This window comes from Shewanella alkalitolerans (assembly GCF_019457575.1).
In the GTDB taxonomy this organism is placed as follows: Bacteria; Pseudomonadota; Gammaproteobacteria; order Enterobacterales; family Shewanellaceae; genus Shewanella; species Shewanella loihica.
The window spans coordinates 3,995,250-4,021,142 of record NZ_CP080422.1; the positions used below are offsets into that span (position 1 = coordinate 3,995,250).

24 protein-coding genes are annotated in these 25,893 nt (G+C 55.7%); 13 read left to right on the forward strand and 11 right to left on the reverse strand.

The genetic code is table 11. From position 1 onward, the window contains the following. Positions 1-4: 4 nt before the first annotated feature. The 4 genes from uvrD to K0J45_RS17350 all read right to left on the reverse strand — a co-directional run bounded on the left by uvrD (position 5) and on the right by K0J45_RS17350 (position 4,678). On the reverse strand, positions 5-2,170 hold the full coding sequence (uvrD, locus tag K0J45_RS17335) for a DNA helicase II (RefSeq protein WP_220043462.1): 2,166 nt from the start codon (positions 2,168-2,170) through the stop codon (positions 5-7). 158 nt (positions 2,171-2,328) lie between these two features. Continuing rightward, positions 2,329-3,264 (reverse strand): SPFH domain-containing protein, encoded by a 936-nt coding sequence (locus tag K0J45_RS17340; RefSeq protein WP_011867182.1) that lies wholly within the window; start codon positions 3,262-3,264, stop codon positions 2,329-2,331. Then, entirely contained in the window at positions 3,261-4,187 is a 927-nt protein-coding gene (locus K0J45_RS17345; RefSeq protein WP_144202573.1) for an SPFH domain-containing protein, read from the reverse strand. Before K0J45_RS17345 ends, K0J45_RS17340 begins: the two co-directional genes overlap by 4 nt. A gap of 29 nt (positions 4,188-4,216) precedes the next feature. Then, entirely contained in the window at positions 4,217-4,678 is a 462-nt protein-coding gene (locus K0J45_RS17350; RefSeq protein ID WP_220043463.1) for an NfeD family protein, read from the reverse strand. Positions 4,679-4,978: 300 nt separating this feature from the next. Here K0J45_RS17350 and K0J45_RS17355 point away from each other — a divergent pair, with 300 nt between their 5' ends. Beyond that, positions 4,979-5,731: an outer membrane protein OmpK gene (locus K0J45_RS17355; RefSeq protein WP_220045348.1), complete on the forward strand. Its 753-nt coding sequence runs from the start codon at positions 4,979-4,981 to the stop codon at positions 5,729-5,731. A gap of 76 nt (positions 5,732-5,807) precedes the next feature. Here K0J45_RS17355 and udp read toward each other — a convergent pair whose 3' ends face one another. Continuing rightward, the gene (udp, locus tag K0J45_RS17360) at positions 5,808-6,566 is read right to left on the reverse strand and encodes a uridine phosphorylase (protein ID WP_220043464.1); all 759 of its coding nucleotides are present in this window, start codon (positions 6,564-6,566) and stop codon (positions 5,808-5,810) included. A 443-nt stretch (positions 6,567-7,009) separates the two neighbouring features. On the opposite strand from udp, the gene K0J45_RS17365 reads away from it, so the two are divergent. Beyond that, entirely contained in the window at positions 7,010-7,225 is a 216-nt protein-coding gene (locus tag K0J45_RS17365; RefSeq protein ID WP_220043465.1) for an HP1242/YdcH family protein, read from the forward strand. Positions 7,226-7,291: 66 nt separating this feature from the next. On the opposite strand, the gene K0J45_RS17370 is transcribed toward K0J45_RS17365, so the two are convergent. After that, positions 7,292-8,467 carry a type III PLP-dependent enzyme gene (locus K0J45_RS17370; RefSeq protein WP_220043466.1) on the reverse strand — a complete coding sequence of 392 codons (1,176 nt, stop codon included), beginning with the start codon at positions 8,465-8,467 and terminating at the stop codon, positions 7,292-7,294. A 223-nt stretch (positions 8,468-8,690) separates the two neighbouring features. Beyond that, complete coding sequence (locus tag K0J45_RS17375; protein WP_220043467.1) at positions 8,691-9,146, reverse strand: hypothetical protein; 456 nt, start codon at positions 9,144-9,146, stop codon at positions 8,691-8,693. Between the two features lie 231 nt (positions 9,147-9,377). Here K0J45_RS17375 and K0J45_RS17380 point away from each other — a divergent pair, with 231 nt between their 5' ends. Beyond that, positions 9,378-10,211 (forward strand): mechanosensitive ion channel family protein, encoded by an 834-nt coding sequence (locus tag K0J45_RS17380; RefSeq protein WP_011867190.1) that lies wholly within the window; start codon positions 9,378-9,380, stop codon positions 10,209-10,211. Between the two features lie 44 nt (positions 10,212-10,255). On the opposite strand, the gene K0J45_RS17385 is transcribed toward K0J45_RS17380, so the two are convergent. Then, entirely contained in the window at positions 10,256-11,134 is an 879-nt protein-coding gene (locus tag K0J45_RS17385; RefSeq protein WP_220043468.1) for a radical SAM protein, read from the reverse strand. A gap of 295 nt (positions 11,135-11,429) precedes the next feature. Between K0J45_RS17385 and K0J45_RS17390 the strand changes: the two genes are divergently transcribed. After that, positions 11,430-11,606 (forward strand): hypothetical protein, encoded by a 177-nt coding sequence (locus K0J45_RS17390; protein ID WP_258406130.1) that lies wholly within the window; start codon positions 11,430-11,432, stop codon positions 11,604-11,606. 155 nt (positions 11,607-11,761) lie between these two features. On the opposite strand, the gene K0J45_RS17395 is transcribed toward K0J45_RS17390, so the two are convergent. Further along, entirely contained in the window at positions 11,762-12,214 is a 453-nt protein-coding gene (locus tag K0J45_RS17395) for a GNAT family N-acetyltransferase (RefSeq protein ID WP_220043469.1), read from the reverse strand. 383 nt (positions 12,215-12,597) lie between these two features. On the opposite strand from K0J45_RS17395, the gene K0J45_RS17400 reads away from it, so the two are divergent. From K0J45_RS17400 to K0J45_RS17430, 7 genes are all read left to right on the forward strand, one after another. Further along, the gene (locus K0J45_RS17400) at positions 12,598-12,894 is read left to right on the forward strand and encodes a c-type cytochrome (protein WP_011867194.1); all 297 of its coding nucleotides are present in this window, start codon (positions 12,598-12,600) and stop codon (positions 12,892-12,894) included. Between the two features lie 372 nt (positions 12,895-13,266). After that, positions 13,267-15,333 (forward strand): transcriptional regulator NosR, encoded by a 2,067-nt coding sequence (gene nosR / locus K0J45_RS17405; RefSeq protein ID WP_434086970.1) that lies wholly within the window; start codon positions 13,267-13,269, stop codon positions 15,331-15,333. A 52-nt stretch (positions 15,334-15,385) separates the two neighbouring features. Continuing rightward, positions 15,386-17,272 carry a TAT-dependent nitrous-oxide reductase gene (gene nosZ / locus K0J45_RS17410; RefSeq protein ID WP_144202555.1) on the forward strand — a complete coding sequence of 629 codons (1,887 nt, stop codon included), beginning with the start codon at positions 15,386-15,388 and terminating at the stop codon, positions 17,270-17,272. Between the two features lie 158 nt (positions 17,273-17,430). After that, positions 17,431-18,804: a nitrous oxide reductase family maturation protein NosD gene (locus tag K0J45_RS17415; protein WP_220045350.1), complete on the forward strand. Its 1,374-nt coding sequence runs from the start codon at positions 17,431-17,433 to the stop codon at positions 18,802-18,804. Between the two features lie 4 nt (positions 18,805-18,808). Beyond that, positions 18,809-19,777, forward strand: a complete 969-nt coding sequence (locus K0J45_RS17420; protein WP_220043470.1) for an ABC transporter ATP-binding protein — start codon at positions 18,809-18,811, stop codon at positions 19,775-19,777. Beyond that, positions 19,774-20,592, forward strand: a complete 819-nt coding sequence (locus tag K0J45_RS17425; protein WP_220043471.1) for an ABC transporter permease — start codon at positions 19,774-19,776, stop codon at positions 20,590-20,592. The genes K0J45_RS17420 and K0J45_RS17425 overlap by 4 nt, the downstream gene beginning before the upstream one ends. Further along, entirely contained in the window at positions 20,592-21,098 is a 507-nt protein-coding gene (locus tag K0J45_RS17430; protein WP_258406721.1) for a nitrous oxide reductase accessory protein NosL, read from the forward strand. Before K0J45_RS17425 ends, K0J45_RS17430 begins: the two co-directional genes overlap by 1 nt. Positions 21,099-21,137: 39 nt before the next feature. On the opposite strand, the gene K0J45_RS17435 is transcribed toward K0J45_RS17430, so the two are convergent. Continuing rightward, positions 21,138-22,754 carry a DHA2 family efflux MFS transporter permease subunit gene (locus tag K0J45_RS17435; protein WP_220043472.1) on the reverse strand — a complete coding sequence of 539 codons (1,617 nt, stop codon included), beginning with the start codon at positions 22,752-22,754 and terminating at the stop codon, positions 21,138-21,140. After that, positions 22,751-23,827 (reverse strand): HlyD family secretion protein, encoded by a 1,077-nt coding sequence (locus K0J45_RS17440; protein ID WP_220043473.1) that lies wholly within the window; start codon positions 23,825-23,827, stop codon positions 22,751-22,753. Before K0J45_RS17440 ends, K0J45_RS17435 begins: the two co-directional genes overlap by 4 nt. Positions 23,828-23,937: 110 nt before the next feature. Between K0J45_RS17440 and K0J45_RS17445 the strand changes: the two genes are divergently transcribed. Both K0J45_RS17445 and K0J45_RS17450 read left to right on the forward strand, forming a co-directional pair. Beyond that, positions 23,938-24,873: a LysR family transcriptional regulator gene (locus K0J45_RS17445; protein WP_220043474.1), complete on the forward strand. Its 936-nt coding sequence runs from the start codon at positions 23,938-23,940 to the stop codon at positions 24,871-24,873. A gap of 108 nt (positions 24,874-24,981) precedes the next feature. Beyond that, positions 24,982-25,707 carry a YebC/PmpR family DNA-binding transcriptional regulator gene (locus K0J45_RS17450; RefSeq protein WP_011867204.1) on the forward strand — a complete coding sequence of 242 codons (726 nt, stop codon included), beginning with the start codon at positions 24,982-24,984 and terminating at the stop codon, positions 25,705-25,707. Positions 25,708-25,893 lie beyond the last annotated feature (186 nt).

Genomic DNA, 25,893 nt, shown 5'->3' on the forward strand with positions numbered 1-25,893 from the left:
GGGTTTACAGGGTCTCGAGACGGGCATAGGCCACCACCAGCCACTTGCTGCCCACGTCGAGAAAATCCACCTGGACTCTGGCCTGGGCGCCGCTGCCCTCGAAGTTAGTCACCTTGCCTTCGCCAAACTTGGGATGATTCACCCGCTGGCCGATATTGAAGCCTGAATCGTTAAAGGCGGACTCGGCCTGACTGAATCTGTTGCTGCTCGCCGGCGCCGACACGCTGGTTCGCATGCGGATCTCCTGCACGTAGTCGCCAGGAATCTCCTTGATGAAACGTGACGGACGGGCATAGTTTTCCCGGCCATAGATGCGGCGCGACTCGGCGTAGGTGATATAGAGCTGCTTCATGGCGCGAGTCATGCCCACGTAACAGAGACGGCGCTCCTCATCCAGCCTATCGCCCTCATCCATCGCCATCTGGCTGGGGAAGATCCCCTCCTCGACGCCCGCCATGAATACCATGGGGAACTCAAGCCCCTTGGCCGAGTGCAGCGTCATCAACTGCACCGCATCGGTGAAGGCATCGGCCTGGCCCTCGCCCGCCTCGAGTGCGGCGTGGGAGAGGAAGGCGTTCAGCTCACCCATTTCTTCGAGATCTTCCGGCATCACGAAGGTGCGCGCCGCAGTGACCAGCTCCTCTAAGTTTTCCACCCTGGCACGGGCCTTCTCGCCCTTCTCCGCCTCATACATGGCCTTGAGGCCGGAGGCCTGGATAACATGATCTGTCATGCGATGCAGCGACTGCTCCGCAGTCTCCTGCTGCAGAGTAACGATAAGATCCATGAAGCCACGTACCGCATTGGCGGCGCGGCCGGAGAGCACCTTCTCATCGAGTAGGCGCAGACAGGTCTGCCACAGTGTCAGCTCCTGCTGGCGCGCCGTGCTACGCAGGATCTCCAGGGTACGGTCGCCTATGCCTCGGGTCGGCGTGTTGATGATACGCTCGAAGGCGGCATCGTCGTTCTTGTTGCTGATCAGGCGCAGATAGCCCATGGCATCCTTGATCTCCTGACGCTCGAAGAAGCGCAGACCGCCATAGATGCGATAGGCCATCCCCTTGTGCAGCAAGGCCTCTTCCAACACCCGCGATTGGGCGTTGGAGCGATAGAGGATGGCACAATCGCTGAGGTTACCGCCCATATCCTGCCAGTCCGTGATGCGACCCACGATGAAGCGGGCCTCATCCATCTCGTTGAACGCGCAATAGAGGCCAATCTTCTCGCCATCCTTGTCTTCTGTCCACAGCTTCTTGCCCAGTCGATCCGGGTTGTTGGCGATCAGCTCGTTGGAGGCGTTAAGTATGTTGCCGCTGGAGCGATAGTTCTGCTCCAGACGTATGGTCTGGGCCGCGGGGAAGTCCTGCAGGAAGCGGTGTAGGTTCTCCACCTGGGCGCCTCGCCAACCATAGATAGACTGATCGTCGTCGCCGACGATCATCACGTTGGCCGTACTGCCGGCCAGCACGCGGATCCAGGCATACTGGATGGCGTTGGTATCCTGAAACTCGTCCACTAGGATGTTCTTAAAGCGCTCCTGATAGTGCTCCAGAATATGGGGCTTGTTGAGCCACAGCTCGTGGGCCCTTAGCAAGATCTCGGCAAAGTCCACCAGGCCAGCGCGATCGCATGACTCCTGATACACCTGATAGATCTTCAGCAGATTCTGCTCAATGGGGAAACCACCGGCATCGATATGCTTAGGCCTCAGCCCCTGATCTTTCTTGCCATTGATATAGCCCTGGGCCTGGCGGGGCGGATACTGCTTCTCGTCCAGATTAAGGCTCTTGAGGATCCGCTTGATCAGCCTGAGCTGGTCGTCCGAGTCGAGGATCTGGAAACTCTGGGGCAAGTTAGCGTCTTGATAATGGGTGCGCAGCAGACGGTGGGCCAGGCCATGGAAGGTACCGATCCACATGCGGCCCATGTTGCTGCCGCTCACCTTCTCCACTCGCTCACGCATCTCGGCCGCGGCCTTGTTGGTAAAGGTCACCGCCAGAATAGAATAGGGACTCTGCTGCTCTACCTGCATCAGCCAGGCGATGCGGTGGGTCAGTACCCGGGTCTTACCACTGCCCGCGCCCGCCAACACCAGCATGCTAGATTGTGGTGCGCCGACGGCCTCGCGCTGTTTGTCGTTTAAGCCGTCGAGTAAAGAAGATACGTCCATTCTTGCCTCCAAAAAATCAGGCGGCAAGTATAACAGGAGGCGTTGCGCGATCCTACCGTCGACCACATCGCCATAGGTCATCCACACCTAGCCCAAGGCAATAAAAAGCCCAGGCAAGGGCCTGGGCTTTTGGGGTTCGTTAGGGTGCCAAGTGAGGATTAGTCCTTGCTCTCTTCCAGCCCTATGCTGTCCATCCAGTGATCGAAGTCCATCATGTTGCCCGGCAGCACTATCTTGTTGGCGCTGTTGGTCAGGCCGTCGAACTGCTTGAGGTACTGGGCACCTAGCTGCATGCGCACCACGTTCTTTCCGCCGGGCGCCGACACTACCTGAGCCATGCGCTCGATAGACTCGGCGGTCGCCTTGGCGATGGTGAGGATCTCCTCGGCCTTACCCTCGGCCTCGTTGATACGCTTCTGCATCTCACCCTCGGAGCGGTTGATCATCTCCGCCTTGACCCCTTCGGAGCGGTTGATCTTGCTCTGCTTATCACCCTCGCTCTTGGCCAGCAGGGCGCGGCGTTCACGCTCGGCGTTCACCTGCATCTCCATGGCGTTCTTCACCGTCTCGGGTGGCGCGATATTCTTGATCTCATATCTGTGTACCCGGATCCCCCAGGTAGCGCCGGCCTGATCTAACACTTCGACTACCTTGGCGCTGATCACGTCACGCTCCTCGAAGGTGCGGTCGAGATCTAAAGTGCCAATCACAGAGCGGGTGGTGGTCTGCGCCAATTGAATGGCCGCATAACGGTAGTCGGTCACCCCATAGCTGGCCTTCACGGGATCCATCACGGAAATATAGATAACCCCATCTACTTCGACGTTCACCTCGTCGCTGGAGAAACACTCCTGAGGCGGTACATCGATAGTTTCCTCTTTCAGGTCATGCACATAGGCCACCTTGTCGATGAAAGGCACCAGGGCATGGAAACCGGCATCCAGGGTGGTGTGATACTTACCCAGACGCTCGACGATATAAGCTGACTTGGTAGGCACCAGGCGGATCGACTGAAACAGCTTGATGATGAAGATGGCGAAGATCAGTCCCCAAATGCCCAGTACGATTAAATCTGTGTTGATATCTGCGATCATGCGCGACCTCCTTTTACCTGACCCACACTCTGAGTCACCTGCTCCATGCCCTCAAAGAAGCCTTCCAGCTTGGCCATCTCGGCCGGTACCACTGAAATATCGGCTTCGTTGAGTATCTTACCCAGCTGGGTGATGAACTGCTCCTTAAGCTGCATGTTCATCGCCTCGTTACCGCCCTCCAGTGCCAAGGCCTCTGAGACCATGGTCATGGCTTCCGCCTTGGCGCGGGCGACGATGGCGATCTCCTGGGCCGTACCCTTGGCCTCGTTGATCCGTTTCTGCTTCTCACCTTCCGATAGGTTAATAGCCTCCTGACGTTCCCCCTCTGAGAGGTTGATCATCGCCGCCTTCTCGGCGTTGGCCAGGGTGATCTCGGCGCGCTTGCTACGCTCGGCCTCCATCTGCTTCTCCAGGGTGTGGATCACCTTGTGAGACGGGGTAATGTTCTTGATCTCGTACCTAAGCACCTTGATCCCCCAAGGGTCAGACGCCTTATCGATCTCGCGCACGATAGATTCGTTGAGGCTGTCACGCTCGGAGAAGGTCTCACTCAGACTCAGCTTACCTATCTCGGAGCGCATGGTGGTCTGCGCCAGGTTCACCGCAGCGCGGCGATAGTCTTCGATACCATAGCTGGCCAGCTTGCCGTCCATCACCTTGAGATAGACCAGGCCGTCAACCTCCAGCTGAGTGTTATCCTTCGAGATACAGCTCTGTGGCGGCACATCCAGCACCTGCTCACGGGTGTCGTGGCGATAGGCCACGCGGTCGAAGAAGGGAATTAAAAAGTGAAAACCTGGCTGTAACACCACCCTAAACTTACCCAGACGCTCGATAACATGTACCTCGCGCATGGGAACGATCAACAATAGGTTATAAAGAATAAAGAAAACGAAGAGTATAAAAATGGTAAATTCGAACATAGATTCCATCCTGTAAAGTAGCAGCCAGGCTATGCCTGCTCTGTCAAAGGTTCAACGACCAGGGCAATATTCTCGCGGCAGATCACTCTGACGCGCGCGCCGATAGGGATCTCGCTGCCATCACCCAGTGCTGGCCATTCGCTTCCCTGAAATTCGACGCGCCCCTGCTGCTGTGCCGGGCCGATAACCGCCTTGACGACGGCAACTTGGTTATAAAGGTCAAACTCCTCATCGGTATTATCCACATGGGAATCACCACCCACCAAGCGCTGTGTCAGCTGACGAAAAGCCAGTAACAAGACGATAGCGGCGATGAACCAGAGCGTCAGGGCCTGCACAAAGCCTTCGACCCAACCTAGGGTCAATGCACCCGCCACCACCAAACAGGCGGCGCCCAGGAAAATAACGATACCGCCAGGCAGAATGATCTCGGCTAACATCAAGACTAAACCGACGGCAATCCAGATAAAGATAGGATTAGAAAACTCCATATTTCCCCCCTGAAATGAGAGTATCCCTGCCAAGACTATATCAGCTCTTTTCTCGCAATGCGACATATTATGTCATGATACAAATGTGACACAGGCAACAAACATTTAATTTACCTAGGTAAAAGACATTGTTTTGGAATTGGGCACAATGGCGAAATCCCGTATACTTGCGGCGCATAATTAATAGGGCGTGAAAATAAGCCAAAAGACACCTTGAGAGTGCCGCGATTGTTTTCAAATTAGCCCCAAATAGCGGCGTCAAAGGCTGCCCCCAAAAATAATGATAAAGGTAAAAAGATGATGAACAGGAAATGGCTTCTCCTCGCGCTAGTCGCCGCCCAGCCCGCGCTGGCCGATGATATGATCCAATGGTGGGACTTCAGTGCCACCGCCCTCTACGGCGACAAGTATGATCTGGCTCCTTCGGAGCGACAAACCACTATTACCCTAGAAACCGCCGGCGGCTGGAAATATGGCGACTGGTTCGCCTTTCAGGACTTCATCTACTTCAATGGCAACAACGGCGGCAAAGACAGCACCACCTATGGTGAGATCTCACCCCGCTTCAGCGCCAGCAAGATCTTAGGCAAGCCTGTGGGCGTAGGCGCCATCACAGACGTGTCACTGGCACTCACCTACGAAGAGGGCGAAGGCCCGGTGAAGAGCTTCCTCTATGGTGTGGGTCTCGACTTTAAGATCCCTTATTTCAGCTACTTTCAGCTAAACACCTATCGTCGCGACGCTATCAGCACAGGCAATCTGAGTGACGGCTGGCAGTTGACCCCAGTCTTTCGTATGGACTTCCCGGTAGGCCACTCGAACATCGTCTTCGACGGCTTTATCGACTGGGTATTCTCGGCCGACAACACTGGCTATGAAGAGAACTTCCACTTCAACCCTCAGGTTAAGTACGACCTGGGCGCAGCCATCTTCGGCGCCCACAAGAAAGATAAGCTATTCGTCGGTATCGAATACGATTACTGGAAGAACAAATATGGTGTTAAGGGCATAGATCAGAACACCTACTCGGTGATCGCCAAGTATCACTTCTAAGTTTTTGAGTATGCTTTGCTCATTAAAAAGGCGCCATCAGGCGCCTTTTTTAATCTCGCGAGTTCAGCAGCTAGGCTTAAGCCAGCAGTTTCTTCGCCGCCGCTACCACGATAGACACGGCACTGGTCTCGGTCTGCTTCATGGTCGCCTCATCAGGGATCTCCTGCTGAGTACGGTTAACGATCACACCGGCCACACACGCCGCGCGCCAACCTTGAGTCGCACACATGGTGAACAGAGTCGATGACTCCATCTCATAGTTGAGTACGCCCATTTCCTGCCACTCTTTCATCGAACCGGCAAAACGACGAGTCACACGACCCGTCACGGTATCGTAGCGCTCCTGACCTGGGTAGAAGGTGTCTGACGAAGCTGTGATACCGATATGAGGCTCAAGACCCGCTTCACGGCTCGCCGCCACCATGGCGGTTGTACATTCGAAGTTCGCCACGGCTGGGAACTCCATAGGTGCAAAGTGCAGACTCGCACCGTCTAGACGCACTGACGCCTGAGTCACGATCACATCACCCACATTAACCTGTGGCTGAATAGCACCTGTGGTGCCGACGCGCAGGAAGGTGTCGATACCCAGCTGTGCCAGCTCTTCCACGGCGATAGAGGTCGATGGACCACCGATACCGGTAGAGCAGACCACCAACGGCTTACCGTCGATATAGGCAAGGTAGCTGGTGTATTCGCGGTGACTGGCCAGGAATGTTGGATTGTCCATCAACTCGGCAATACGTTTCACACGCTCTGGGTCGCCCGGAACGATAGCAAGTGTTGCACCATCTAACATCTCTTTCGTCAGGCCTAAATGAAATACATCTGACATTGTGAAAACCCCTTTCAATTTTGATTATAAAATTCTTATAAAATGGACTTTAACCTAGTATGAAAGCCATTAAGGTTAACCTGATCACACTTTCCCCGCCAGTAGTTAGATAATTTGTTGTAATGAATTTACCAAAGCATTTCCGCTAGCAGCACTGAAAATATAGCAACTCCCACCTAGGCTGCCAGCCAGCCGGCAAAATTTATTACTTGGCCTGAGACATCGCCGAAAACCTGGTTTCACACCCAAATAAGAATGACAAAATAAGCTTGTATGACAACAGGTTAAATCAGCTGTAGTAAAGCGACGAAAACGAAGTCCCAGGCGGTGAAGTCGATCACAAAACCAGCAAACAGATCGCGCTAGGCTGAAACCATAGCAAAGGGAAATTAACCACTTTTGCTATGACCTCTCACCCATTTTGACCAAGAAGGACGGCCAATATGTTTCCAGAATACAGAGACCTGATCAGCGAACTAAAATCAAAAGACGCACATTTTCTTAAGATGTTTAACAAACACAACGAACTCGACGACGAGATTAAAGAGCTAGAGCAACATGCGGCCAGCGATTTCACCCCAGAGATCAAGGTACTCAAACAGCAGAAATTGCATATCAAGGAGGAGCTGCATCAGATCCTTAAGGCACACGACAAATAGTGCGGACATCGGCCATTAAAAAGGGCGCCTAGGCGCCCTTTTCTTATCTCTTAGAAATTCTATCTACTACAGATAGTAATCCTTCAGCGGCGGGAAGCCGTTGAAGCAGACCGCCGAGTAAGTGGTGGTATAGGCGCCGGCCGTTAGCCAGTACATGCGATCGCCGATGGTTAGATCTAACGGCAGGCCGTAGCTGTAGTGCTCATACATGATGTCGGCGCTGTCACAGGTAGGGCCGGCGATCACGCAGCGATCCAACTCACCCTGACGCTCGGTATAGATGGGGAATTTGATCGCCTCATCCATGGTCTCAATCAGGCCAGAGAACTTACCCACGTCGGTAAATACCCAGCGCTCCAACGCCGTCTGCGACTTCTTGCTGATCAGCACCACCTCAGACACCAGCACGCCGGCATTAGAAAGTAGCGAACGGCCAGGTTCCAGGATGATCTGCGGCAGCTGATCGCCAAAGTCCTCTTTGAGGAAGTGGGTGATCTGCTCGGCGTAGGTACCCAGCTCGTTGGTCTTGTCCAGATAGTTCGCCGGGAAACCGCCGCCCAGGTTGATCATCTTCAGCTCGATGCCATGCTCTTCACGCAGGCGCTCGAAGATGCTCTTCACCTTGGCGATGGCCGAGTCCCATGCTCCTATGTCGCGTTGCTGTGAGCCCACATGAAACGAGATGCCATAGGGTTCCAGCCCCAGCGTCTTGGCCAGCACCAGTAGCTCGAAGGCCATCTCATTCTGGCAGCCGAATTTACGCGACAGGGGCCAATCAGCGGTATGGGTGCCTTCGGTCAGGATGCGCACATAGACGCGAGAACCGGGGGCTTCCTCGGCGATCATTCGCAGATCGGCTTCGGAGTCAGAGGCGTACATGCGCACGCCACGCTCATAGAAGGCGCGCACATCTTTACGCTTCTTGATGGTATTGCCATAGCTGACTCTGTCAGGCGTCACGCCGATGTCGCTCACCATATCCAGCTCATAGATAGAGGCGATATCGAAATTGGCGCCACGGTCACGCAGCAGGGTCAATACCTCCTTAGCCGGGTTAGCCTTGACGGCATAGTAGATACTGGCATAAGGAAAGTTATGCACCATGTCATCATATTGTTTTGCAATGATTTTAGTGTCAATCACCACGAAAGGTGTCGGCTTATCCTGAGCAAACGCCTTGATACGCTCAAAGGTAGCTTGGTCATAATACTCATTAACATCAATCGCTTGAAATTGGCTCATCTCGCCAGTATCTCCGTAGCAGAATAAAAATAATTTAGCGTGATTCGGTTAAAAATCGCTGCGAAGTAAACGCTATTTTTTCGTCGAGATCAACGAATTTTTATGCTTAATAAATAAATTTTTATTCCAAAACAGACAGCCTGATTTTCAACGGGATAAAAGCCAAGCTAAGTTATTAATTATTAAAATGAATTCTGCTAGCCATCAGCTCACACTTTTCGCGCTATTTCACCGCCTCGAGCAGGGCCTTGGCCGAATCGACGCTCACTACCTTGATCACCTTGAGCCCATCCAGGGTGATCACTGTCGCCGTCTCCTTGTCACCGGGCAGCAGATGGGTCGCCTCCCCCTCCTGATCCAGGCCGATGGCGAAGTTGAGATCTTGCATCTTGGGGATGGCTACAAACTTAGCGATAAGCGATGGCATACCGCTGATGTCGGCCACATATCGCCAGTTCCCCGGCATGGGGCCCTCAAGGGACTCAAGTGCCTCCTGAATGATCTCGCCCCCCTTCATGCCGCGGCTAAAGAGTAAAATCTGGGTATTGCTGTTGAGCTCCCACACGGCTTGGTGTTGATCCGCTAGGGTGATTGCCTCGATACGATCGCCTGTGGTCAGGCTGCTGGCCAGGCTGGCGGCCGAAAACAACACGCCCACAGCCAAGATTAGCGCTTTCATAATGCCTCTTTCACTAAGGATTAGGTTACTTAGGGGTGAACTAGACTATATCTTATACTGGCCGCCATGCCCTCGGATGCGTGCCAATTGCTTGATATGCTTCACGCTAATGAGTGTCATGGGACATGAGTGAGATATTGGTTATCAAGCCATTGAATATTAAGTAACATACCCAGGTTGGATTCTATGCCCGCGCGATAGTGGTTCGCGGCAAATTTTAGGACGAATGTTATGAATGAAAATGGTCTGGAGCAGGAGCTGGCGCAACTGCAAAATGTCTACAACCTGTTGACCGAGTTTCTGGTGAAGTACAGCTTCCAGCTGGTCGGCGCGCTGCTTATCTTCCTCTTGGGGCTCTGGGTCGCCAACAAGATCTCCAACCTGGTGGCCAAGCAGTTTGAGAAGCATGAGATAGACATCACCCTGAGCAACTTCGTCTCCAATCTGGTGCGCATTCTCATCATAGTCATGGTGGGGGTTATCGCCCTGGGCAAGCTGGGGATCAGCATCACGCCCATGGTGGCGGCAATCGGTGCGGCCTCTCTGGGTGCTGGCCTGGCGCTACAGGGGATGCTCTCTAACTACGCGGCGGGCGTCACCATAATCGTCACCCGTCCCTTCGTGGTGGGCAACACCATAGAGATCCAGGGGGTCAGTGGTGTGGTCAAGAGCATCCACCTAGGACTGACCCTGCTCACCAATGAGGAAGGCGAGGTGATCAGCATCCCCAACAAACATATTGTCGGCGAAATCCTGCACAACTCCTTCAGCGACAAGCTGGTCGAGATACGCTTCAACATCAGCTACGCCAGCGATGCCAACCAGGTGCTGGCCATCGCCCAACAGGTGCTGGATGCCAACGAAGAGGTAAATCAGGAGCGTGCCCCTCAGATAGGGATCAACGGCTTCAACAGCATAGGCTTAGAGATAGGCCTGCGTTACTGGGTGCCCACCAATCGCTACTACCAGAACAAGTATCAGGTCAACCTTGAGCTGATCAACGCGCTGCGCCAGGCTGGCATAGAGATCCCCTGCCCGGTGCGCGAAATTCATATCGAGCGATAAAGTCATATCGAGCGCTAGCGCCGAAAACACCAGGCGGCGCTGGCCTAGAGGCCGCGCAGCCACTCCTGGCGCAGGGGCACCAGTCCCTGAATCGCCTGCTCGACCTGGGTCAACAGGCTCTGCTTGTCACGACCCAGTATCCCCTTTAGCACCAGGTAGTTAGAGGCGTGATCAGACCTGAATATGGTCTTCTCCAGCTCGAGTTCACCCAGCAGCAGCTGCATCTCGCTCAGCAGGCCATGCTGGTCCGGCAGTTTAAAATCGCCGTCGAATCCGGTGTCCATGCGCGCCTTGCCAAGGGGCAGAGTCACCACCAGAGTCGACAGATAGTCTGGCTGCGCCTCATTCATCAGGCGCGCCGAGTTGAGCGCGTGTTGCCTGGACAGCTCCACGCCCCCCAGACCATTAAGTATCATCACGGATGACTTCATGCCGGCGGCGCGTATGCGCTGCAAGGCCAGCAAGGAGGAGTCGAAGCTCTCGCCCTTCTCGATACGGACCAGCACCTCATCGTCCCCGCTCTCGCAGCCCACATACAGCAGGCTAAGCCCCAGCTCTCTGAGCCGGGCAAGCTGCGCATCCGTCTTATTACCTAGGTTGCGCGGCAGGCAGTAGCTGCTGATGCGGGTCACCTGGGGCAGATGCTCACGGATCAACAGACAGATAGCCTCCAAACGATTAAAGGGCAGGCTCATGGCATCGCCATCGGCGAGGAATACCCGAGAGATCGGCAGGTTTCGCTGGGCGACCCGTTGAATATCCTCTGCAATTTTATCGATTTTTTGTGCACGAAATTGCTTCTGCGGCGCGGTATACATGTCGCAAAAATGGCAGCGATTCCAGCTACAACCATTGGTGACTTGGAGTATGAGGGACTTCCACTCGGAAGGCGGCCGAAATAACGGCTCGATATAATTAATCATTTTATGCCTGTCTCAAAATGTGACCAAGATGTGAGCATTTTCATAATTTTTCGCTTTCGGGCCCACTTCTCGCCCCATAAATTGATCTCGTTCAATTAATGTTCAATTAAAGTCAGTAAAATGACTGACGTTAATCTAATTAAGATTAATCTTTTAAAACTGGCTGGCGGTGCCAGCACAGAAAGAAATATTGGCTACATCGGCCGACAAACGTGTAGATAATAACATGCAAATAGCACAGCAACTGCAAGACAGGCGAGGGAACGTCCTGCATCATGATGAGCATTGGAGCTCGATGAGTGCGGAACAAAAGATGGCCCTCTATAGCCTGCATCGATACGGGTATCGGCTGTTGTTTGTTCGCCATTTGCCTTCGGGTCCACTGGCGATCATCGCCCAACAGAGCCAGCTGTCGACCATAGACAGATATGGCGAAGTTGAACATGATCCTAAGATCCAACTCAGGGATTAGTCACCGACTCGGTGACTGACGAGCCTAACGGCTTAATTACCCGAACATAGAGGAGCACGCCCTGTGCTCCTCTATTTGCACGTCTCTATGACTCTTTCGTTAGGCCCATTCGTTAGGCCCTTTCATTACGCCTTTTGTGTAACCGTTGGCCTTAATCAGGCCTCCAGCAACATGTCGAGATGGGGAATACCATCCTCCAGATAGACCTCAGACACGGGTCGAAAACCCACCCCTTGATAGAAACCCTTAAGGTATTCCTGGGCGCCGATCTGAACCCCCTGGGCTGGCCAGTTCTGTCTGGCGATGGCGATCGCCTCAAGCATCAAGGGCTTGGCGACGCCCGCACCGCGAGCCGATGGCGCGACGATGACCCGGCCGATGCTGGCTTGGGGGTAACTCACCCCGGGGGCCAAGATCCTCGCATAGGCGGCTATCCGCCCCTGCTCATCCAGACCTAACAGATGACGGGTCTCAGCCAGGGTGTCTTTGCCATCCAGCTCGGGATAGGCACAGGCCTGCTCCACCACAAACACATCGACCCTTAACTTCAACAGCTCGTAGAGCCGCTCAAGGCTCAACTCGGCAAACGCCACACTCTCCCAACGCACTGCTATCCCCTCATTCGTTAATCCGGCGCCTATCGCCTTTTCTTCAATTACTTCTGCCTAGCCATTACAGATTAACCGCTTCGGCGGCCATCGACTCCCAAGTAAGCGTCTGGTCGGTATGCGCCTTCTCTGTAAGTACCTTACCGGTCCCTCTAAAGAGGCAGCAGGCTGTGACGGCCACCGCAAATTTCGGCGAGACTTGACCTCGGTCAAATACATGCATTATAAATACACCTAAGATTCACATGCCCAATTTAACCCATTCTAAACTAGGAAGCATTCGATTGACGCCGCCTACATTTAGATGACCTAAGTCGTCTGTCATCAGATATTGCGACAACAATTGTTCTTAAAAATAAAGAACTTATTCTAATGGAGTTCATATGAAAAAGATTGCCCTCATCGCTTTTGCAAGCCTAATGTCTCTGACGGCCCACGCCGGTGATATCGAAGCCGGTAAAGCCAAATCTATGCTTTGTGCCGCCTGCCACGGTGCCGACGGTATCTCTCTGGCGCCCATCTACCCTAACCTCAAAGGCCAGAAGGCTCAATACATTGAGAAACAACTGAAGGCCTTCAAGGAAGGTACGCGTCAAGACCCAGTGATGGCGCCTATGGCCATGCCGCTGACCGACGAAGATATTGCCAACCTGGCTGCCTACTTCGAGAGCCTCAAGTAAGCCCCTCTCGTCCTCGCAAGACAGCACTCTCCCAACAGGTCGCGCCCCGTCGCTCAGGTGACGCGGCCTGTCTTTTCCCTGTCTTTTCCCTGATTCTTCCCCCCTTCTAAAGCCAGTCGCCGGTGCCCAATTACTAGGTGATCGCCACCCCAAGTCGCCTTGTTTCAATGTGTGTCAAATTAACAAAATCGCGATTTATTTGATCTCAGTCACGTCATAACCATAAAGATGCATTTAGGATGCACTATAAATAACACTAGGTTGACACACCCTGGGACTGACTGTAGGAGCGTTCGAGTGGCAAGATTGATGCACCATGCGAGGCAAGCAAAATGGATTTTATTGACCCTGTTGGCACTCATGCTAGCACTTATGCTAGCCACGCCCAGCTATGCCCTGTTCGTTAGCCCGCCCAAAGATCCCCTGCCTATCCTGCATGAGCTGTTCCCGGAGGCGACACGCATCTCAGACAAGCAGGGTGAGCCCGCCCTGTGGACCATCTACAAAGATCAGCAGATCCTGGGCTATGGCTTCGAGACCAATGATATCGCCCGCATCCCTGCCTACTCGGGCGAGCCGGTCAACATCCTGGTAGCCATCGACCCAGAGGGTAAATACCTGGGTGCCAAGGTGCTGGAGCACCACGAACCCATCATCCTGGCGGGGATCCCAGAGAGCAAGCTGTGGAAATTTGCCGAGCAATATACCGGGCTGTCGGTCAAGGACAGGCTCAAGGTGGGCGGCAACGAGAAGGAGGGCATAGTCGCCATCGACGGCCTCTCGGGCGCAACCGTGACCGTCATGGTAATGAACGTCGCCATCACCAAGGCCGCCACCCAGGCCGCCATCGCGCTCGGGATAATCGAGCAGCAGGCCGACCAGATCCAGCCTATCTCCACCATCAAACAGGAACTCTTCACCTCGGCCAACTGGACCGAGCTGACCGGCGACGGCTCGATTCGCAAACTCTACCTGACCCGCAGCGCCGTCGACGACGCCTTCGAAGGTACCGCCGCCGAGGCGGTCGACAAGGCCAGCGACGATGAGAAGCAGGAGATGTTTGCCGAGATCTACTACACCCTGGCGGACATTCCCACCATAGGCAAAAACCTCTTCGGTGAGGCCGACTATCAGTGGCTGATGCAGACACTGCAGCCCGGCGAGCACCTGGTGGCCGTCATGGGCAATGGCTACTCCTTCAAAGGCTCTGGCTATGTGCGCGGCGGCATCTTCGATCGCATCCAGGTGCATCAGAAGGATAACGCCATCTCCTTCAGGGATCTGGACCACAACCGCATCAGCGATCTCTACATTCAGGGTGCCCCCAAATTTAACGAGATGTCAGTGTTTCGCATCGCCCAGCATCACGAGTTCGACCCAGGTAGCAGCTGGCAGTTTGAGCTACTGGTGCGCCGCCAGACCGGCCCCATCGACAGCATTTTCACCAGCTTCAAGGGGCAGTACGACCCGCTGGACAAGTATGTCGACACCCCGGCGGCCATAGTGCCCGAGCCGGAGCTCACCATGGTGCAGCAGATCTGGCATGACAGACAGCTGGAGGTGGTGCTACTGCTGATCCTCATGGGGGTCTTGCTGCTGATCCTCTTCTTCCAGGATATTCTGGTGCGCCACCCCACCTTTATGCACCGCCTGCGTCACGGCTTCCTGGTGGTTACCGTGGTGGTGATCGGCTGGAGCTGGGGCGGACAACTCTCTGTGGTCAACGTGTTTACCTTCCTGCACGCCCTGATGAAAGATTTCTCCTGGGATCTCTTCCTCCTCGATCCCATCATCTTCATCCTCTGGTGCGCCGCCGCGGTGACCATGCTGCTGTGGGGACGCGCCGTCTACTGCGGCTGGCTCTGCCCCTTCGGCGCCCTGCAGGAGTTGGTCAATGTCATGGGCCGCTACTTCAAGCTGCCGCAGGTCGAGCTGCCCTTCGCCGTGCATGAGCGCCTGTGGGCCATCAAGTACCTCATCTTGCTGGCGCTGTTTGGCCTGTCGCTGGACTCGCTGGCCATGGCGGAGCAATTTGCCGAGATAGAGCCCTTCAAGACCACCTTCTTGCTCAAGTTCGATCGCCAGTGGCCCTTCATCCTCTGGGCGCTGCTGATGATCTTCTCCAGCCTGTTTAATCGCAAGACCTTCTGCCGCTATCTCTGCCCGCTGGGCGCGGCCTTGTCGGTGAGCAACAGCGTGCGCCTGTTCGACTGGCTCAAGCGCCGCCCCGAGTGCGGTACGCCATGTAAGACCTGTGCCAAGGAGTGCGAGATCCAGGCTATTCATCCCAACGGGGTGATCAACATGCGCGAGTGCCACTACTGCCTCGACTGTCAGGTGACCTATTTCAACGAAGAGAAGTGCCCACCGCTGAAAAAACTGGCGCGCAAACGTCAGCAATACAAAGACCAAGAGATCCCAACGGTCACTGCCGTATAGGACGAATCAACACATATAAGTGCAGGTAACATAACTAAGATGGAGATGGACTATGCAAGATAACAATAACAAACCAGCCAACCAGTTGGAGAACGCTGGTCGACGCGAGTTTATGGGCAAGACGGCCCTGCTGGGGGCGGGTGCAGTGGCCGCCCCCATGAGCGCCGCCATGTTCGCCTCGATGGCCAAGGCCCAGGCGGCCGAGGCCAGTAACAGCCCTGTGGTTCATCCGGGCGAGCTGGACGAATACTATGGTTTCTGGAGCGGTGGGCACTCTGGCGAAGTTCGTATCATGGGCCTGCCCTCAATGCGCGAGCTGATGCGTATCCCGGTATTCAACATAGACAGCGCCACTGGCTGGGGCATCACCAACGAGAGTAAGGCGGTCAAGGGCGAAAGCGCCCACCTGATGGCTGGCGACGCCCACCACCCGCACATGAGCATGCAGGATGGTCGCTACGACGGTAAGTATCTCTTCATCAACGACAAGGCCAACACCCGCGTGGCCCGTATCCGTTGTGACGTGATGAAGACAGACAAGATGATCACCATCCCCAACGCCCAGGCCATCCACGGTCTGCGGGTACAGAAAGTGCCATACACTAAATATGTCATCTGTAACGGCGAGTTCGAGGTCCCACTGAACAACAATGGTAAGGAGACGCTGGAAGATGTCAGCACCTACCGCTCCCTGTTCAACGTGATCGATGCCGAGAAGATGGAGGTCGCCTTCCAGGTGATGGTAGACGGTAACCTGGATAACACAGATGCCGACTACGACGGCAAGTACTTCGCCTCGACCTGCTACAACTCAGAGATGGGGATGAACCTCAGCGAGATGATCACCGCCGAGCGCGACCATGTGGTGATCTTCAACCTGGCCCGCTGTGAAGCTGCGGTCAAGGCTGGTAAGTTCAAGACCTACAATGGCAACAAGATCCCCGTACTGGATGGCCGCAAGGGCTCAGATCTCACCCGTTATATTCCCGTGCCTAAGTCGCCACACGGCCTGAACACCTCGCCAAGCGGCAAGTACTTTGTCGCCAACGGCAAGCTGTCGCCAACCGTCTCTATCATCTCTATCGAAAAACTGGACGACCTGTTCGACGACAAGATCAAGCCAAGAGACGCCATCGTCGGTGAGCCAGAGCTGGGCCTTGGCCCGCTACACACGGCGTTCGACAACAAGGGTTACGCCTACACCACCCTATTCCTCGACAGCCAGATCGCCAAGTGGAACGTGGAAGAGGCGATTCAGGCCTATCAGGGCAAGAAGGTCAACTACCTGCGCCAGAAGCTGGACGTACACTATCAGCCGGGCCACAACCACACCTCTCAGGGTGAAACCCGCGACGCCGACGGCAAGTGGCTGGTGTCTCTGTGTAAGTTCTCTAAGGACAGATTCCTGCCCGTTGGCCCGCTGCGCCCAGAGAACGATCAGCTAATCGACATCTCAGGCGATGAGATGAAGCTGGTGCACGACGGTCCAACCTTCGCCGAGCCTCACGACTGCATCATAGTGCACCGTAGCAAGCTCAAGCCGAAGAAGCTGTGGACCCGTGACGATCCGCTGTTTGCCGATACCGTGGCCATGGCCGAAAAAGATGGCGTGCGCCTGATGATGGACAACAAGGTGATCCGCGATGGTAACAAGGTCCGCGTCTACATGACCTCGGTCGCGCCCAACTACGGCATGAGCGAGTTTAAGGTCAAGCTGGGCGACGAAGTCACGGTAGTTGTCACCAACCTGGATCAGGTGGAAGACGTGACCCACGGCTTCTGTATGACCAACCATGGCGTGCAGATGGAGATTGGCCCACAGGCCACGGCATCTGTCACCTTCATCGCCGACAAGCCAGGGGTACAGTGGTACTACTGCAACTGGTTCTGTCACGCCCTGCACATGGAGATGCGTGGCCGCATGTTGGTAGAAGCCTAAGTGAAATGCAGGCGTCTGATGCCCCCGCGTCAGGCGTCTGCCTTAACCAAGGGCTAGCGTATACAAAGCGATAAGAACCAAAACGATAGACGCCAGAGGTGTAACTGACCTTGAACCACAAGCCAAACAGATCCACCGCCAAATCCAGTCTCGCCATAATGGCATTGAGGCTTAGGCTAGCTCATGGCCTGGGGCGCTGCGGCCTACAGATTGTGCAGTTCTGTGGCTTGATTGCACCAAGCCTACTCTCTTTCAGCCTGCTCTCTTTCAGCCCGCTTAGCCAGGCCGCCTATATCGAGGTGAGTCCAGAGCAAGACCTACAGCAGGTGCTGGATAGCGCCAAGGCGGGAGACGATATTCAGCTGCAGCCGGGTCGCTACCTTGGCAACTTCGTCATCAAACAAGGGGTACGCCTTACTGGCGCTGACGACTATACCAGCATCATAGACGCCCAGGGCAAGGGCAATGCCCTGCTGCTGCAGAGTTCCAAAGTCACCATAGAGAGACTCAAGATAGTCAACTGGGGCGACGATCTCACCGCCCAGGATGCCGGCATCTATTCGGATCAGAGCGCCAGCGAACTCGTCATCAGAGAGAACCGCCTACAAGGTGACGGCTTCGGTATCTGGCTGCAAAAAGGCAAGGAGATCAAGGTTCACCATAACCGCATTCTGGGCAATCCGGCGCTGCGCTCCGCCGACAGAGGAAACGGCATTCAGCTCTCCATAGTGCAGAACGTCGAGGTCAGCGACAACGAGGTCAGCCAGACCCGCGACGGCATCTACATCATCTCCAGCCAACACAACACGATTAAAAACAACACCATGCATAATCTGCGCTACGGGATCCACTATATGTATTCCCACAGTAATCGCGTGCAGGACAACCTGGCCTACGACACCCGCGCCGGTTATGCCCTGATGAGTTCACGTCAGCTCACCGTGAGCGGCAACGAGAGCCGTGACAGCCAGGACTACGGCTTCCTGATGAACTTCATCACCTACTCGGAGATCAGCCATAACCGCATCTACCGGGTCTGGACCAAGCCGGAAAACAAGGTGCTGGGCCGCGAGGGCAAGGGGCTGTTTGTCTATAACTCGGCCTACAACAGCATCAATCACAACCTAATCGACACCGCCGAGATCGGCATCCACCTCACCGCAGGCTCGGAGCACACCAAGGTATTTGGCAACAGCTTCATCAACAACCCGGTGCAGGTGAAATATGTGGCCAACCGTCAAGCCGAATGGAGCCAGGACGGCAGAGGCAACTTCTGGAGCAACTACCTGGGCTGGGATCTCGACAACGACGGCTTCGGCGATCGCCCCTTCGAACCCAACGACGGCATCGACAAGCTTATCTGGCAATATCCTGAGGCCAAGATGCTACTGGACAGCCCGGCGGTGCTTATCCTGCGCTGGATTCAGACCCAGTTTCCCGTGCTCAAACCCGTGGGCGTCAAAGACAGTTTTCCACTCATGCAGGCGCCACCTCTGGCTGGCCAGCAGGCAGTAATCAATGAGGCAGAGTGACACAATGCAAGCATCTTCTCTTTCAAGGCCCATCGTCTCCCTGAGCGGCGTCGCCAAGCGCTACGCCAAGGTAACGGCCCTCGAACGTATCGACTTCGAACTCTTTCCCGGCGAAGTCATGGGGCTGTTCGGCCACAATGGCGCGGGCAAGACCACCATAATGAAACTGATCCTGGGGATCATCCCGGCCTCAGACGGTCAGGTAAAAGTATTCGGCCAGGACCCCCTCTCCAAGCAGGCCTTCGAGGCGCGCAAGCAGGTCGGCTACCTGCCGGAGAATGTCAGCTTCTACGATCAACTCACCGGCCGCGAGGTATTGCGCTACTTCGCCCGGCTCAAGTCTGTACCCAAACAGGCGATTACCCAGCTGCTGGAGCAGGTAGGCCTGACCCACGCCATGGACCGCCAGGTGAAGACCTACTCCAAGGGGATGCGTCAACGTCTGGGACTGGCTCAGGCCTTCCTCGGCAGCCCCAAGTTGCTGCTGCTGGATGAACCGACCGTGGGGCTGGATCCCATCGCCACCCAGGAGTTTTACGCCAGCGTCGATAAGCTCAAGAACGAGGGGGCCAGCATCATACTCTGCTCCCATGTGCTGCCGGGCGTCGAGCAACATATCGACCGTGCGCTGATCATCTCAGGCGGTCGCCTGCTGGCCAAGGGCAGCCTGAGCGAGCTAAGACAGCAGGCCCAGCTCCCCGTCGCCATCAAGACCCAGGGGCTCAATGGCGCCCTGAAACAGGATGCCCGCTTCACCCCCTATCTCATCGCCCCGGATCAGCTGCTGGTGCCCGAGCAGGAGAAGCTCGCCATCATACGTCAGCTAGTGGAGCTGGATCAGCTAGGGGATATTCGTGTCGAACCGGCGGATCTGGAACGTGTCTACCAGCACTACCTGGGTCAGCGCCCGGGAACGGCGCACAAAGGGGACAACGAAAAAGAGATTAGCCATCAAGGAGGGCAGATACAATGAATGCCATTCTCGCCGTCGCCATCAAGGAGTTTCAGGACGGGCTACGTAATCGCTGGCTGATCTCCATCACCCTCATCTTCGCCGTGCTCTCCCTGGGACTCAGCTACTATGGCTCGGTCGCCTCGGGGCAGTTGGGCACGGCGTCGCTGTCGTCCACCATCGCCAGCCTGTCGAGCCTGGCGGTGTTTCTGATCCCGCTGATCGCCCTGCTGCTGGCCTACGACAGCTTTGTCGGCGAGCAAGAGGCCGGCACCCTGCTCTTGCTGCTCACCTACCCCATCAGCCACACCCAGCTCTTGCTGGGCAAGTTTGTCGGCCAGGGCGCCATCATGGCGCTGGCCACCAGCCTAGGCTTCGGTAGCGCCGCTGTGCTGCTGGCCAGCCAGTCTGACGCCAGCGCCGTGCTGCAGAGCTTCGGCCTCTTCATCGCCACGGCCATCATGCTCGGCCTCTGTTTTATCAGCATCGCCTATGTGATCAGCCTGTCTGTGAGTGAGAAGTCCAAGGCCGCCGGGCTGGCGCTGATGCTCTGGTTCTTCTTCGTACTGGTGTTCGACCTAGCCCTGCTGGCGGTATTGGTCGGCATAGAGGAAGGGCTGAGTCAGCAACAGCTAGTGCAGCTGATGATGCTCAATCCGGCGGATCTCTTCCGCCTGGTGAATCTGGCCAGCCTGGATACCAAAGATATCAACGGTGTGCTGGCGGTGGCCATCAACAGCAGCATTTCGGCCGGCGGCCTATTTTCACTGCTGCTCGCCTGGGTATTCGCCCCGCTGACCCTAGCCGCCCTCATCTTTAACAGGAAGACACTCTAATGCGCCAAACCAAGCTTACCAATTCGCCACTTTTCATGGGTCTCGTCAGCCTCCTGCTGTTGGGGCTGAGCGCCTGCGGGCAAGAGAGTGAGCAAAACGCTATTCATGAGGCGGTGGCCATGGAGCACGGCGACGAGTGTCACCTGTGCGGCATGTTGATCGGTAACTTCCCCGGCCCCAAGGGGGAGCTCTATCTCAAGACAGAAGAGACGGTGAAAAAGTTCTGCTCCACCCGGGATCTGTTTAGCTTCCTGCTAGACCCCGAGTATCGCAAGCAGGTCAAGGAGATCTATGTGCACGACATGGCTAAAAGCCCCTGGCAGGCGCCGCTGGACAGCCACTTCATCGACGCCAGACAGGCTTGGTATGTGGTCGGTTCGAGCCAGACAGGCGCCATGGGCAAGACGCTAGCCAGCTTCGGTGAGCGGGAGGATGCCGAGGCCTTTGCCGCCGAGTTTGGCGGCCAGGTTTACCCCTTCGGACAGATCAGTCTCGCCATGCTCTAGACTCTCTTGCTCTAGCTCTAGCTGGCAAAGTGCTAACCACTAGGCGGCGTCGGGCTTAGGCTTGCGGATCATCAGCACGGCCACCACGGCCAGCATCAGCAGCACTGATATGATCAGAAACACATCGTTGTAGGCCTGAATATAGGCCTGCTGGGTCATAGCCTTGGCCAGCATGGCCTTGGCCTGCGCCTGGGCGGTTACGGGATCCGAGCCCGCCTGCACAAACAGCTGACTGGTCTGCTGCAGATATTGATAGGCCTGGCCGCTCACCGCTGCCACCGTCTGTTTCATGTCCGCCAGATGGGTGCGCGACTGATTGTCGATCAGGGTGGCCACCAGGGCGATACCGAAGGCGCCGCCGAGATTACGGATCACATTGAGCACGGTCGAGGCCGACGGCGTTTGCTGCGCGCTGATATGCATGGTCGCAATGATGCCGATAGGCACCAGGATGAAGGGCTGACCAAGGGCCCTGACCACCTGGGCCGCGATCATCTGCTCGCCGGCAAAATCCAACGTCATGTGGCTATTCATGTAGTAGCTCAGGGCAAACATGCTAAAGCCGAAGGCGGCCAGGTATCGCCCGTCGAATCTTTGCAGCAATCTCGGCACCAGGGGCAGCACCAACAGCTGAGGAAAGCCCATCCACATGATCACCTCGCCGATCTCCAGCGGACTATAGTCATGGATCTGCGACAGATAGAGGGGGATCATATAGATAGCCGAAAACAGCGCCATCCCCAGCAGAAAATAGGCCAGGGTCGACAGGGCGAAATCACGTTGCCCCAGTAGCCTGAGGTTCACCAACGGCGATGACTTTCGCAGCTGAATAAAGACAAACAGAGCTATGTTGATGGCGGCAACGATCGCCAAGTTCTGGATCAGCTCTGAACCAAACCAATCCTTACGGTTGCCCTCCTCCAGTACCACCTCGAGGCAACCCATGCCCAGCGCCATGGTGACTATGCCGGAATAATCGGCGTTTTTCAGCTTGTCCCAGTCGATAGCCTGTGGCCTCAAACCATAGGCCAACATGGCCATCACCAGCAGCCCGGGGGGAATATTGATATAGAAGAGATAGTGCCAGCTAAACTGCTCGGTGAGCCAGCCACCCAGGGTGGGGCCGATAGATGGCGCGAAGGTGGCGGTGACGCCAAACAGCGCCATGCCTGTGGCGCGTTTCTCCTCGGGGAGCAGTTCCAGGATGAGTCGAAAGGCCAGCGGGATCAGCGCGCCGCCGAAAAAGCCCTGCAGGGCGCGAAAGGCGATCATCGCCTCCAAGTTCCAGGCCAGCGAACAGAGGAAAGAGGCTAAGATGAAGGCCGCCGTGGTCCACAGCAGATATCGCCTCACCGACAACCCCTGACTCAGCCAACCCGATAGCGGGATGGCAATCATCTCGGCCACCAGGTAGGCGGTGGCGATCCAGGAACCTTCCTCCAGGGTCGCGCCTAGGCTGCCCTGGATCTCCTTCATCGAGGCGTTGGTGATCTGAATATCCAGGATCGCCATGAAGGCGCCTAGCAGGCCGGCAAACACGGCGACCCAGGAGCGAAAACTGCCGCGTTCATAGCCCTGGGGCTTAGTCGCCTGGGGAAGAACGACTTGCTCTGCTATCTCGGCAGGACTCTCTTGGGCGACACTTACGCTGCTCATTGGGTGGCCTTAACCGAAACCTGCTTACGATTACTGGCGATCACTGTGTCTTTCGGCGCGCCTCGGGTATCCACCTTCACCACGGCGCTGAGGCCGGGAACTATGTTGGTCTGGTCATCCAGATCCAAACGGATCCGCACCGGAATACGCTGCACTATCTTGGTAAAGTTACCTGTGGCGTTTTCCGCCGGCAACAGGCTGAATTTGGCGCCAGAGGCGGGTGCCAGGCTATCGATCACACCAGTAAAGCTCTGGTCGGGAAACGCGTCGAGATGAACCTGAACCAACTGCCCAGGCTGCATATGCTGGATCTGGGTCTCCTTGAAGTTGGCGGTGATCCACACCGCGCCATCCGGCACCAAACTGTAGAGCGACTGCCCCGGCTGCACATACTGGCCGGTCAGGGCGCCGCGCTTGCCAATCACCCCGGAGAAGGGGGCTCGAATCTGGGTATCGGCCAGCTGGATCTCTGCCAGCTCAAGGCCGGCCTTGGCCTGCGCCACCTGCGACTGACTCTGATTCAGCTGAGCATTCAGCACCGCCAGCTCGGCCTGCTTGGCCACCAGGGCCGCCTTGGCCTCATCCAGATGGCCCACGGCCGAATCGAAGGCGGCAGTCGCCTGATCCACCTCATCTTGTGAGCTGTAATCTCTGTGCTTTAGCTTGGTGGTGCGTTTGAGCTGCTGCTCGGCGCGGATCTTCTCCGCCTCGGCGCTGGCCACACCAGCGGCCGCCTGCCGTATGATCGCCTGTTGCAGCGTCACCTTGGCCGACAGGGTCTGCAGCTCTGCCAGACTGCTCTGCAGGCTCGCCTGACTCTGGCTCACCTTGGCACGGTACTGGTTCGACTCCAGCTCGGCCAGCAGCTGCCCCTGCTCCACATGCTGGTTATCTGTCACCTTAGCGGTCACCACATAACCTGGCACCTTGACACTGATATTAGAGATATCGGCCTCTACATAGGCGTTGTCGGTCGATTCGATAAATCGAACCTGACTCCACCAGTAGTAGCCTCCAACTACCACAGCCAATAACAGCAGCGGTAGCACAATAAATATGCGACGTTTTGACATCCAATCCCCACGGATAAACACCTTGATTAGTATTTGATAGTTTACTACTGTCTTATAATGTTTATTAGTCAGTTAAAAAATTACCAACTGTTTCACAGGTGTAACAATAGATGGATTTGAATCGTATTCAGATGTTCGCCCAGGTGGTGGACAAAGGCAGCTTCACTTCGGCCGCCAAGGCGATGGGACTCACCAAGGCGACGGTGAGCCGTAAGATCGCCGAGCTGGAGACTGATACCGGGGTGCAGCTCTTGTATCGCACCACCCGCGCCCTCAAGCTCACCGAGGCGGGAAGCATCTATTACAACAAGATCCAGCGGATTTTGATGGATCTGCAGAGCGCCGAAGACCAGCTCAGCGCCAGCCAGGAGACCATCAAAGGCAACCTTAAGATCGTCTGCCCGATAGAGCTGGGGCAGCTATTCTTCGGCCGCATCTTCGCCCGCTTTCTCGAGGCGCATCCCGAGATGACCCTGGACGCCGAGCTGACCAACCGCAAGGTCGACATGATAGAGGAAGGGATAGATATTCTGTTTCAGGTCTCAGATGTGCGCGACTCTAGGCTGCAATCCTACCGGGTGCTCAACACAGACAAATCCTTGGTGGCCAGCCCCGACTACCTGGCCCGCCATGGCACGCCAGCCACGCCGCAGGATCTGATCGACCACAAGGCGATTCGCCTCAAATCGACCCACATCGACGGTGGCTGGACATTGTTCGATGGTCAGCAGTGGATCACCATAGAGCCCGAGGCCCAGCTGACGGTCAACAATGTCACCCTGGCCCGTGAGGCCGCCATCGAAGGATTGGGGATCGCTACGGCGCCGACCCTGGTGGCCCAAGCCGCCATCGACGAGGGGCATCTTATCCCCCTGTTGACCGACTTTCCCATGGCGCAGACCGCCATCACCCTGAGCTTTCCCCGCCGCGCCTACCTGCCGCGCAAGTATCGCGCCTTCATCGAGTATATCTATCTGTCGCTGTTCGACCGCAGGCCCGGCGAGATACTGGAGATACCAGATTTCATCACCCCGCCCCAGCATTAGGGAGTTGCCGCGCCACAGTTTTGACAAAATAAGCAGCGGAGTCTGCAAAATCGTCGACAAAGCTGCTAACATTGGGCCAATTTTTTTCGCTTAAAGAGATATCGCAAGATGGGAAGAGCATACCAGAACCGCAAAGAATCTATGGCCAAAACGGCTGGGCAAAAGACGAGACTCTATTCTCGCTACGGCAAAGAACTCTATGTTTGCGCAAAGAACGGTGGCTTCGATCCTGACGGCAACCTGGCACTGCGCCACATGATCACCAAGGCTAAGAAAGATCAGGTTCCTGCTCATGTCATCGAACGCGCCCTAGAGAAAGCCAGAGGCGGCGGCGGTGAAGACTATGAAACGGCGCGTTACGAAGGCTTTGGCCCAGGCGGCACCATGGTGATCGTCGACTGTCTGACCGACAACGGCAAGCGTACCTTTACCGAGGTACGTCAGGCCTTCGTGAAGAACGACGCCAAGCTGGGTAGCCCAGGCACAGTTGGCCACATGTTCGATCATCAAGCGGTATTTGCCTTCAAGGGCGAAGATGAAGAAGCGGTACTGGAAGCCCTGATGATGGCCGACGTCGATGTGGCCGATATCGAGGTAGAAGATGGCATCATCAGCGTGTTCGCGCCAAACACTGAGTTCTACAAGGCCAAGACCGCCCTGAACGAAGCCTTCCCTGAGACAGAGCTTGAAGTGGAAGAGATCGCCTTCGTACCACAGACAATGACAGAACTCACCGACCCGGAAGTGATCGCTCAGTTCGAAAAATTCCAGGCCGCACTAGAAGATTGTGACGACGTACAAAACGTCTACCACAACGCCGACATCAAGGCCTAATTTAACGCACTCGTTTTTCGCATACGCAGAAACCGAATTAATGCCTCTTCGACCAGCCTATCTGGTCGAAAAAACACCTAGAGCGATTCGTCGAACCTATTGATGAATCGCTCTTTTTTTAGCCAGCCCTACCGTGATTTTCCCGTAAGTTTTTTGACTCTCGCCAAGGCCTTGGCGTTTAGAGTA